Source organism: Streptomyces sp. NPDC002788 (assembly GCF_053592115.1).
On the sequence record NZ_JBSFVB010000022.1, the window covers coordinates 108,477 to 119,005 of the forward strand.

9 protein-coding genes and 2 pseudogenes are annotated in these 10,529 nt (G+C 68.9%); 5 read left to right on the plus strand and 6 right to left on the minus strand.

The window, feature by feature from the left end; genetic code table 11:
* Positions 1 to 188 precede the first annotated feature (188 nt).
* A pseudogene (locus ACWD1U_RS32525) lies at positions 189 to 914 on the minus strand (DUF6192 family protein).
* 112 nt (positions 915 to 1,026) lie between these two features.
* Positions 1,027 to 1,380 carry a hypothetical protein gene (locus ACWD1U_RS32530; protein WP_451112950.1) on the minus strand — a complete coding sequence of 118 codons (354 nt, stop codon included), beginning with the start codon at positions 1,378 to 1,380 and terminating at the stop codon, positions 1,027 to 1,029.
* An 844-nt stretch (positions 1,381 to 2,224) separates the two neighbouring features.
* Between ACWD1U_RS32530 and ACWD1U_RS32535 the strand changes: the two genes are divergently transcribed.
* Both ACWD1U_RS32535 and ACWD1U_RS32540 read left to right on the plus strand, forming a co-directional pair.
* Entirely contained in the window at positions 2,225 to 2,677 is a 453-nt protein-coding gene (locus ACWD1U_RS32535; protein ID WP_102907254.1) for a MarR family transcriptional regulator, read from the plus strand.
* Positions 2,677 to 2,988 carry a hypothetical protein gene (locus ACWD1U_RS32540; RefSeq protein ID WP_059423490.1) on the plus strand — a complete coding sequence of 104 codons (312 nt, stop codon included), beginning with the start codon at positions 2,677 to 2,679 and terminating at the stop codon, positions 2,986 to 2,988. Before ACWD1U_RS32535 ends, ACWD1U_RS32540 begins: the two co-directional genes overlap by 1 nt.
* 534 nt (positions 2,989 to 3,522) lie before the next feature.
* Here the strand turns inward: ACWD1U_RS32540 and ACWD1U_RS32545 are convergent.
* On the minus strand, positions 3,523 to 4,488 hold the full coding sequence (locus ACWD1U_RS32545) for a phosphotransferase enzyme family protein (RefSeq protein WP_451112951.1): 966 nt from the start codon (positions 4,486 to 4,488) through the stop codon (positions 3,523 to 3,525).
* 601 nt (positions 4,489 to 5,089) lie between these two features.
* On the opposite strand from ACWD1U_RS32545, the pseudogene ACWD1U_RS32550 reads away from it, so the two are divergent.
* From ACWD1U_RS32550 to ACWD1U_RS32560, 3 genes and pseudogenes are all read left to right on the plus strand, one after another.
* Positions 5,090 to 5,910 (plus strand): annotated as a pseudogene (locus ACWD1U_RS32550) (CHAT domain-containing protein).
* Between the two features lie 439 nt (positions 5,911 to 6,349).
* A complete protein-coding gene (locus ACWD1U_RS32555) occupies positions 6,350 to 6,922 on the plus strand; it encodes a hypothetical protein (protein ID WP_451112952.1) in 573 nt (190 codons plus the stop codon).
* A 53-nt stretch (positions 6,923 to 6,975) separates the two neighbouring features.
* Entirely contained in the window at positions 6,976 to 8,226 is a 1,251-nt protein-coding gene (locus tag ACWD1U_RS32560) for an MFS transporter (protein ID WP_451112953.1), read from the plus strand.
* 43 nt (positions 8,227 to 8,269) lie between these two features.
* Here the strand turns inward: ACWD1U_RS32560 and ACWD1U_RS32565 are convergent, their stop codons facing one another.
* From ACWD1U_RS32565 to ACWD1U_RS32575, 3 genes are all read right to left on the minus strand, one after another.
* On the minus strand, positions 8,270 to 8,566 hold the full coding sequence (locus ACWD1U_RS32565) for a helix-turn-helix domain-containing protein (protein WP_451112954.1): 297 nt from the start codon (positions 8,564 to 8,566) through the stop codon (positions 8,270 to 8,272).
* 13 nt (positions 8,567 to 8,579) lie between these two features.
* Positions 8,580 to 9,752: a peptidoglycan-binding protein LysM gene (locus tag ACWD1U_RS32570; protein ID WP_451112955.1), complete on the minus strand. Its 1,173-nt coding sequence runs from the start codon at positions 9,750 to 9,752 to the stop codon at positions 8,580 to 8,582.
* A gap of 139 nt (positions 9,753 to 9,891) precedes the next feature.
* The coding region (locus ACWD1U_RS32575) for an IPT/TIG domain-containing protein (protein ID WP_451112956.1) at positions 9,892 to 10,529 on the minus strand (638 nt) is incomplete at its 5' end.

Here is a 10,529-nt window from a genome sequence, read left to right on the forward strand (position 1 = left end):
AGGTTCTCTGCGGCGACGACGTCGCGGACGTGCCGGATGCCCCGGCCGACCTGCGAGCGGGTCAGGCGGGTTGCAGCCATGATCTGGTAGGTGTGCAGGCCCGCAGGCCTCGCTTCCATCAGGGCGACGCGGACCAGGTCGCCGTAGTGCTCGGCCAGCGGCCGGGCCTCTCGGCGTCGCGGCATGGCCTACTCGCCCTTGAGGAGCTGGAAGAGCTGCTCGTCCAGGGTGAACTCGCCGTTGTCGAGGGCTCCTTCGAGCCAGTAGGCCGCGGCGCGGACCCGGCCGATCTGACGCCTCACGGTCTCGCGCTCGTCGTCGGTGAACTCCTGCCCGCGCAGCTGCGGGACCAGCCTGCCCAGGGTGGCCACGAACCCGTGGCAGGACCCGACCAGGTCGAGGTATTCGATGGTGTGCTCGATCGCGCGGACGGCCGTGTGCGTTCGCGGATCCGGTCGCGTGCCTCGTGGGAGTTGTCGAACTGGGCTCGGTTGACGAGCATCCGGGCGGTGTCGTCTCGCATCGTCTTCCGGGCGACAGCCGGGCGGCGCAGCAGATCTGTGGTCACCTGCTGGGCGACGGTGTCGTCCCTGGTCAGCTCTGCGACGACCCGGACCCTCTCGGCAGGGTGACGTGCTCGGTCACCGCCGGCCGCTTGAGCAGATCGGTGGCGACCTGCGCGGCGACCTCGTCGTCCCGGGTCAGGTCGGCGACGGCCTGGACCTTCTCATCCACCGTGACCGGCCGGTCGACCCGCTGGCCGACGACCTCTTCGCTCCGTCCGGCGTCCACTGCCTCGCCCCGGTGCGCGGGTTGAACGGCGCGTCCTCGATCGCCGCCCACCACTCGTCCTCGTCCACGACCGACGCGAGGATGCGGTGCCTCCGCCGCCATCGTCTGCGGCAGCGGATCACCGCACTCCCGGCAGAACCGCCGAGCCGTCCCGCCAGCCCCCACAACTCAGATCATCCAGGCGCACGCACCTCACCGCCAGGGATCAAATACACCTACTTATGGAGAAGGGCCTCAACCCGGCCCGCCGGCAACGGCCCGTGGCGGAACTGAGCGTGTCCGGCGCAGGCTCAGGGCCATGCGCGCGTGGCCGTGAGAACCGCCCTGGGCGGCGTGCTGACGTACGGCGGCACGCCGTACGCTCCCGAGCCCCTCCAGCGCACCGATGGTCTCTGCCATGGCAGCTCTCAAGGCCTCGTGGCTCGCGCGGCCGGTGCGGAGAAGGGCGACGCCGTGCAGCACCCAGGCGAACATCGTCGCGAGCAGCCTGGCGTCGCCCCCACGCCACGCCTGGGCCTCGTCGTCAACGACCGCGACCGTGAGGTCTCCCCGCGCAGAAGTCTCCTGCTGGTACAGGCAGGTGTTCAAGTGCGGGTCACGACCTGGGTTCGTGGGTGCCACTGTCCGTCATCAGACTGCTGGTTGACGACCAGCCCGAAAGGTGGCTGAGCAGCGTGGTACCAGGGGCCTTCGCCGGCCCCTGGACCCCGCTGCCCCCGCCACTTCCCGGCGCGAATCCGTTTCGTGGTGGCTCGGACCGTGCGCGCCGGGAAGCGGCGGGGTACGGGTGGTGAGGCCCCGTGAGACCGGCACCGCCAGTGCGGTCGGTTACCTCGTCGACTGCGGACCGGAAGGGTGCTCGGTCGTGGGGTTGAGGTCCGCTCGTCCTATGAGTGCCACAAGGTTCGACGAGGTGAGCCGGGCGTCCTGCCGTGCTGAAAGTGCTCGGCAGTTGCCTGTGCCGTGGTGTGAACGGCGGGGCTCCTGCTGAGGTAAGAGAGCGCGGCCGTTGGTTAGCCTCTGACCTGCGCAAATACCGCGAACAACCAAGACCGGAGGAACTGGCAGGCAGTTCCTCCGACAGCAGAGGGCGATCAGGAGACCTGAGTGAACAGATCCTTCAGTCGTGTCACACAGTCCCACGGAACGCGCACCACGATCTGACGGACCGGGACAGCGATCCTGAGACCTGGCACCCCGACGTGACGATCTGGGTACCACGATCCTGCAGCCGTGGCAGATTGACGTGACGTACATGAGGGTGCAGCGATGCGGCTGCGGCTGGACGGTGTGAATCCTGAGCGTGTCAGCAGACGACACGGCAGACAGGCCGGGTTGATTGACTTCCTGCTCATGTACGTTAAGTTCATCTGGTCGGCCTCGCAGCCGCCTCTCATGAACCGTCAGACAACCCCCGTGCACGGAGGGACCGTTGGGAGCAGTACGCAGGCTGGTCGATGCCGAGACGGGCGAGGCGGTCCCCTATGCGCCGTACGCCTTCTCCGGCAGGCACACCCAGGTTGACAAGGCTCGCGTCGAGGCGATCACCGAATCGAAGGCGTTCACGCCCAGCCAGAAGTTCCTGGTCCTGTGGTGGATCGGGGTCTCGCCCGAGGGCATGGAACCGTTGAGGGCTACCGGGGCTGACATCGCCAAGCGGGTGGGGATGTCCACCGACGCCGTCGGGAAGATCAACAGGAAGCTGGCCAAGCACCGCATCCTGATCGTCCGCGGACGCATCGGCAACTACAACTTCTACCGGATCAGCCCGTACATCGCCTTCCACGGAACAGGGCTCGAGCAGCGTGAAGCGGTGAAGACGTGCAACCCGCCGGACATCCCCGGATTCAACGAGAACGTGCCTGCACGGTGGGAGGCCCAGTGATCAGCAGCGACGACAAGCAGAAGAACCTCGAGCTGCTCGAGAAGACGGCCGGGATGACCGCCAACCAGCGTCTCGTCGTCATGCTGTACGCCCTGCACCCGACCGACCGGTCCGGAGCCGTACTCGAGACCGCCGCCAACCTGGCCAAACTCGTTGGAATGGCCGCGCCCGTCTTCTCCCGCACCCGCAAGCAGGTCATCGAAGCCGGCTGGCTCGAGGAGACCGAGAGGCTCGGCCACATCAGGTATTACCGGCTTGACCCAAAGCGCATGGGCGAAAACGTCGTCGTCCCCCTCCGCCGCGCAACCTGACGTCCCACAGACCGCACCTCATTGACGTGAAGTACATGAGGGACGGTCTGCAGGACCGTTTTCCTTGACCTCCGGGCAAGCCGGAAAGCGTCCTGTGCCGGGAAAGGCCAGCGGGCGGCATCCCCGCGTGGTCGTGGGGCACGGGGGTCCAGCAGGACCGCGCAGGAACGGGAACCTCTCCGCGTCCGCTACAGCTGTTCCGTTCCGGGTGCGCGCTGGTCCTCCTGGTACGGCGACCGCCAGCGCTGTCCGCGGCCTGTCAGGAAGTGCCACTGGTTCGCCGCGTGCGCCGAGTCGTCGTGGCGCAGACCGAGAAGGATCCGGCCGTCGTCGTCCTAGAGGTTGAGGTGGACACCGGCGGCGTGGAACTCGGTCCCATCCGGCGCATCGTCTCGCAGCGGACAGACGCTGACCGGCTCGCGGCCGGACGAGGGGTGCGGGCATGCGCGCTCACGGGGTGCCTCCTACTGGCGAGCGGTCGTGCTGTATCTCCCCGGCGGGCGATGGGCCGTGCGGCGGCGGGTGAGGAGGGGCTCAAAGGAGGAGGTCATGGAGCACCTCCTCCGCTTCCGTCAGGCGCTCGCACAGCGCGGCCATGGCCGCCTGCCGGTTCCGGCCGTACGCCTCGAGTTCGCGGGTGACGGCAGCCGGGTCGTCAAGCGGCTCGGACAGGGGATACACGGAGCAGGCCAGGTAGCCGGCTGCAACCCGGGGCACGGCGAGCAGTTCTTCGGCAGACAGCGCCGGGTTGGCTGCCCGGTAGGCGGCGACCGCGTCGGCCAGTCCGGTGGGCCAGTCCGGTTGTGCCAGGACGGTGCGCGGGTCCAGGACGATCCGTCCGAGTTCCCACACAGGGCTGCGGTGGCCCGGCGGCCGGAAGTCGATCACCGCCGCCACATGCTGTTCCCGTAAGAGCATGTTGGGGGAGGCCAGGTCGCCGTGGACGGTCTGCGCCGTCAAGGTCGTCGGCAGTGCTTTGAGCATGGCGGCCACGGTGGGTAGCGCGTCGAGCCGCTGGGCAGCGGTCTCCTGCGCCCAGGCTGCGAACTCCGAGGCGGGTGGCCTCTCGGTGTAGCGGGCGAGCAGCCGTTCGAGGCGCTTCCCGGCCCGTTTCACATCGCAGACCTCCCGGGCGGGTACGCGACGCGGCGGGCCGGCCGGGTGACGGGCCAGGGTCCGGTGCAGGCGGCCGACCGTCTCGCCCACCGTGGCCCACCGTTCGCCGAACAGGCCGCCTTCCGCCGTCTCCGCGTTCTCGACGTACGCCGCGACGGACACCGCCATCCCGTCGGCGGTCGCGATGAGATCGCCGTGCAGGGTCCGCCGCACGTCCGGCGCCGGGACCCCGCCGAGCCGCGCGAACTGGCCAAGCTCCAGCGCCTTACGCTCCTCGTCCAGATCGGCGGACGCCGGGTACGCCTTCACGAACCACCGGCCGCCGTCACTGTCACGAGCGACGTAGTTGCGGGTTGCGGTCCCCGCCGGGCCTTCGTCCACCACATGGTGGGGATGATCCGGTAGAACAGCGGCAGGATCCCCGCTACGAGGCGCGGAGCCGACCGCACGGAACTCTTCGCCCTATCTGGCCCTCACCCTGCTGGAGTCGGGCCGTGCGGTACTGATCAGCCAGGCGCTGGAGTTCCGGGGCGACATCCCCCTGCTGCGTCGCCATCATCCTGGGCTCGCCCAGCGCTTTGTGGAGCTACGTGCCGCGCTCCACCTCACAGACGGCGACTGGGCGGCGGAGGGGGAGGCCGATGGCTCGTCGGATCCGGTCTCCCGGCGCAGCCGCCGTCTGTCCGATGAGCTCGCCGACGTGCTGCAGGAAATCCGCCGACAGCCGGGTTTCGCCTCTTTCGCGCGGCCCCCGACACTTCAGTCGCTGATCTCCCAGGCCGCTCAAGGACCCATCGTCGTCTACAACGTCAGCGGCTATCGCAGTGATGCCCTGATCATCACGGAACAGGGGATCACGAGTCTGGCGCTGCCCGCGCTCACCCCGCATGCCGTACGGAACCAGGTGCGGGCCTTTCACCAAGGCCTGGAGCGGGCCACTGACCCGGGGCTGAGAGCCGTGGACCGCAAGGAGACCCAGAAACGCATGCGGGCCTGCCTGGCCTGGCTCTGGGACCACGCCGCCGGTCCCGTGCTGCATCGGCTCGGCATCGACAGCGCGCACCGAACGTCGGCCCCGTGGCCCCGGGTGTGGTGGATACCGGGCGGTCTGCTCGGGCAGCTTCCGCTGCACGCGGCCGGCCACCACGACGACAGCCCCGATGCGCCCGACCGCCGCACAGTGCTCGACCGAGTCGTCTCCTCCTTCTCGCCCAGCGTCCGCGCGCTGGACCACTCCCGGACGCGCAGCAGGCATCACCACCGGCAGGGCGACAAGGCGCTCATCGTCTGCATGCCGACAACCCCTGGTATGGAAGCCCCGCTGAGCTGCGCCGGTGCGGAAGCCGAGCTCTTGGCGTCCCGGTTTCCGTCGTCACTCCACCTCACGGAGGCGACCAACGCCCAGGTCATGGCTAGCCTGACCGACTATCCAATCGTGCACTTCGCCTGCCACGCTGTCTGTCATCCGACGGACCCCTCGCAGAGCACGCTGTTGCTCAACGACCACGCGACCGCGCCTGTCACCGTGCGGTGTCTGAACACCCTCAGCCTCGAACAGGGTCGGCTCGCCTACCTTCCGCCTGCAGCACGGCCGTGACCGCCGCGGACACCCTGCTCGACGAGGCCATCCACCTCACGTCGGCATTTCAGCTTGCGGGCTTCCCGCATGTCATCGGCACCCTGTGGCGGGTGGACGACGCAACCGCGCTCCGGGTCACCACGGCGTTTTACGGCCACCTCGCTGAAGTCGACGGGCCTCGACGACGCGGCCCTGGCCCTGCACAGAACCCTCCGAGACCTGCGTGACCGCTATCCGCTGCTGGTCACCACCTGGGCCGCCCACCTGCACACCGGCGCCTGAGGAACACCTGATGAGGCAGGCCCTCGGCCTCATCGAAAAGAGAGACCTCATGCAAGTCCCCCTCCGGGGAGCCGCTCGCGACGTCCTTCATGAACGACCCACCGACGTCCTCATTCCCGCGACGCTGGACGAGGGCGGTCGGATCGGCGCAGCGGAGGCCCTGAGTACGATCAAGCTCGTCAAGGACTTGGGTATGAATCCCGACCTGAGGGTGGTGGGGATCATCCCGTCGATGGTGCCGGGCGGCCGTAGCACGCTGAAGGACGCCATAGAAGAGTACCTCGCGGACATCTGCGGCACCCTGGCCTGGAGGGCGGCCGCCTCACCGCCGACGAGGCCGCCGAGGCCGCCAACTCGATCGAGATGCATGGCCTGGGCCGACCCGTGGGCAGACAGGACCAGTACCTGTCCTCACACGGCGGATTCCGTACCATCGACTTCCACCCCGACGGCACCGTGGCCGTCGAAGAGGTCCCCGTCGACGCGGAGTTCGTCCACCGCCTCGACGAGGAACTCCTCCTGTTCTTCACCGGCCGTACCCGCGACGCCGGAGAGGTGCTCGGCGAGCAGAACGCACGGGTCAACCACAGCGACCACGACGCCGAACGCCGCCTCCACGCCATCAAGGCACTCACCCCCCTCGCACTCGACGCACTGAAGAACAACGACGCGATCGCCCTCGGACAGGTGCTGGGAGCCCACTGGGAACTCAAGCGGCACCTCGGTTCCAGAGTCTGTCTACCGAGCGTCGAGCGGGCCTATGGCGACGCGCTGGACGCCGGAGCCAGCGGTGGCAAACTGCTGGGAGCCGGTGGGGGAGGCTACTTCCTCGTGCACAGCCCGGCCGCCCGCCGCGACGAGGTCCGCACCGCCATGGGCACCCACGGCTTCACCGAACAGCCGTTCCGCTTCGACCCCCGCGGGGTCCGGGTCTCCTGCGTCGACCCCGCCGGCTAGCCCACCACACCCCCTCCTCACCTGCCCTTGCACCGTTCCCGACTGGAGTCCCTATGTTCGCCCCGTACCGTCGACTGTTCTCCGCCACGGGGGTCGTCGGCTTCAGCAGTATGGGCTTCCTGGCACGGCTGGCCCTGGCCATGTCCGGCGTCGGCACCGTCGTGATGATCGCCTCGCTGCGCGACTCCTACGCCCTCGCTGGAGCCGTCACCGGCGCCTCACTGGCCACCACCCTGCTGACCATCCCGCTGCTCGGCCGGCTCGTCGACCGCTACGGGCAGGCACGCGTGGCCATCCCGGCCGCGATCTGGTCAGCCGTCATGTCGGCCGCCCTCCTGGTGTGTCTGGAGCTGGACGCCCCGACCTGGACGCTGTTCGCCACGAACATCCTCTCGGCCACCGCACCGAACGTGGGCGGCATGGCACGCGCCCGATGGGCCGAGATCTACGACAACGACGCCGACTCGATGCACGTGGCCAACTCCTTCGAACAGGTCCTGGACGAGGTCTGCTTCATCCTCGGCCCCATCCTCGCCGTCGCCCTCGCCACCAGCGTCTCCCCGGAGGCCGGCCGCCTCGCCGCCCTGGTACTGACCCTGGTGGGCACCGTGCTGTTCGCCGTCCAACGCGGCACCGAGCCGCCGGTGCAGCCGACCGACCCGTCCGGGCAGAAGGCCCCGCTGCGCAACCGCGGACTCCAGGTCATGATGCTGGTCTTCCTGTTCACCGGGTCCATCTTCGGCTCGCTTGAGATGGTGACCGTCGCCTTCACCGACTCCATCGGCCACAAGCCCGTGGCCGGAACCGTCCTCGCACTGCAAGCGATCGGCTCCGCCGTCGCGGGCATGCTGTTCGGCATGGTCACCCTGCGCGGCACGGGCGTCTCCCGGTTCCTGACAGGGGTCACCGCAATGGCGGTACTGATGCTGCCGTTGAACCTCGCCGGCGGCCTGTGGTCCCTCGCCCCGCTGATGTTCATCGCCGGCATGGCGACCTCGCCCACCATGATCACCGGCATGGGGCTGGTGCAGGAACTGATCCCCCGGTCGCAGATCAACGAGGGCATGACCCTCGCCGTCACCAGCCTCCTCGGCGGCATCTCCCTGGGCGGCATGGTGGCAGGCTGGGCGGTCGAGCGCTTCGGTGCCGACTCTGGATACGTTCTGCCCGCCGCCGCGGCCGCCCTCGCCGTACTCGTCGCCGTCACCGGCTCGACGTGGCTGCGCAGGGAGGTCGCCGCCAACGCCTCGGCCGACGACGCCCCCTCCGCACCGGAACGGGTCGCGGTCGGCCAGGAGGCCTGACCCCGGCGAAACCGCCCTGCGGCCCCTCACCGGGCCGCCGGTCTCACAGCGTGGCGACCGACGGCAACCAGCCGTGCTGCACCGCCAGCGCCCCGGCCTGGAAACGGCTGCGCGCACCCAGCCGCTCCATCATGTCGTTGGCCACCCGACGCGCGGTACGCGGCGAGACACTCAGACGCTTGGCGATCGACTCGTCCGTCATCCCCCGGTACAGCGAGTTGAGCACCTCCCGCTCCTGCGCGCTGAGCCCCGACTCATCACGCCGCCGCGTCTTTGCCAGGTCCACCGCCGACTCCCACACCCCGTCGTAGCGGCCATCGGCCCGGTAGCGCGCGGACATTTACCCGGTGGGGTTATGTGATGACGGTGAAGCCGTGCCGTTTGCCGAGCCGTGTCAGGGAGTCCCGGCCTGGAATGCCGTCGGCGTCCTTGCCGCGGTAGGAGCCGCCGGCTTGGCTGCGCTGCCAGGCGGCGTAGCTTTCCAGGGTTTTGGTTCCGAACGAGCCGTCGGCATAACGGCGGGGGAGGAGGCCTTCGGCAACGAGTGCGTCCTCCACCACTCGGACGTCGGCTGGGTGGGTGCGGTGGCCGTCGGGCCCGGAGGGGTCTCTTCTGGCCGCAGCAATCACGTGGGCGAGAGTGACGTGCGGCCGGGGCCGGTCCGGCTGGGCTTTGGCGGACAAGACCTTCGCGGTGTCGATCGCTCCGGGATCACCGTGGTCGTTGCCCGGGACGTGACAGTGGCCGAAATGCCCGCCCCTGGACTGCCACACTCGTCGTGAGCGAGAGGCGGAGCCGCCCGGGTAGGCCACGGGAGGACCGGCCGGCCAGACGTCCGGGACCTCCCAGGAACGAAGGGCGGCGAGGATCTCCTGCCAGCCGGGCTTGGTCTGTGGATCCCATCCTGCCGTCCACGGTCTGGCGGCGTAGCCCAGGACCTCGATCTGTACGCAGACACTGCCTTCTCTATTGGTCCGGCGGGAGCCATCGTTGCGGAGAGCACGGGCGGAGTGGTGCAGGGGGCCGAACTGTCCGACGCGGTCAGTGACCGGGCAGTAGATCAGGTGGGGTTCTGCGGCCACCTTGATCAAATAGGAGGACACGGCGTCGAGGTACTTTCCGCCGGCCGGTGACTCGGTGGTGTGATGGACCACGCGGGGTGGGTTGCCCGGAGTGTCCATCGGGCCACCGATAACGCCGTCGCCGAACCTGATCGCCCGGTCGACCCACACAGTGCAGCGATCCTGGCTGGCCGGTGTGGCCGCCTCGGTCCTTCCCTGGGCCGAGCGCGCCGCCTGCTTTCCCGGACCACCGGCTCCGTCGTCGACGGGCTGGTACCAGTCCAGGTCTCCGTCCTCCCGCAGCACGAAGATCGAGCCCGGCTGGCGCGGATGCTCGACGATATGGCGGGAGGCGGAGGGCAGTGCTGCCATCGCGCAGGCGTCCTGCACGTGGTCTTCGCCGACGGTGCCGCAGTAGGTGACGGACTGTTCGGGGTGGATGACAGCTGCGTGAAAGCGAGGCATGGGAACTCCTGGTTTGAGGTGCTGATCGTCCGGCTTCTGTCGGTGGGCCAGGCGTCACCACTGCATTCAGGCAAGAACCGGTGCCATCACTGGAGGTCGACGGGGTCAAGCATGAGGACGTGCCCACTGGAGCGTCTGCTCAGATGCCTGGAGCATCGTGTCGTGTGTAGGCCAGGCCATTGCTGGTGCCGGCAGGTGTGGTGACGGTGACGGTGACCGGCCCGGCGGGGCCTGCGGGGGTGACGGCGGTGATCTGGGTCGGGGACACCACCGTGAACGATGCGGGCGTTGAACCGAATCGGACGGCGGTGGTCGTGGTGAGGTTGTTGCCCGTCAGAGTGACGACGGTCCCAGCTTGCGTTGATCCCTGAGCGGGGTGAATCGAAGCCAGGGTGGGGGCACCGAGGTAGACGTAGTTGAGGGGATTGCTGGTGCCGCCCGGGGTGGTTACGGTCACCGCGGCGGCACCCGCTGCATGCGCAGGAGCTACGGCGGTGATCTGGGTGCTGCTGTTGACGGTGAAGGAGGTAGCGGCGATGCCGTCGAACCGCACCGCAGTCGCCCCCAGAAGGTCGTTGCCGGTCAGTGTGATCGCGGTACCGCCCGCCGTCGTTCCAGAGGCGGGTGCGAGAGCGGTCAGCGAGGGAAGCGCGGCGTAGAAGAAGTACGCATTGGGGTTCTCGGCGTTGCTGGTGCCGCCGGGTGTGGTGACGGTGACGGCCGCGGCACCGGCCGCGTGGGCAGGGGTTACGGCGGTGATCTGGGTGCTGCTGTTGA

What these genes read in the sequence shown, in the direction of transcription:
- ACWD1U_RS32570 (WP_451112955.1), bottom strand. Translation starts at nt 9,752, where the DNA reads ATGCCTCGCTTTCACGCAGCTGTCATCCACCCCGAACAGTCCGTCACC.
- ACWD1U_RS32565 (WP_451112954.1), bottom strand. Translation starts at nt 8,566, where the DNA reads ATGTCCGCGCGCTACCGGGCCGATGGCCGCTACGACGGGGTGTGGGAG.
- ACWD1U_RS32560 (WP_451112953.1), top strand. Translation starts at nt 6,976, where the DNA reads ATGTTCGCCCCGTACCGTCGACTGTTCTCCGCCACGGGGGTCGTCGGC.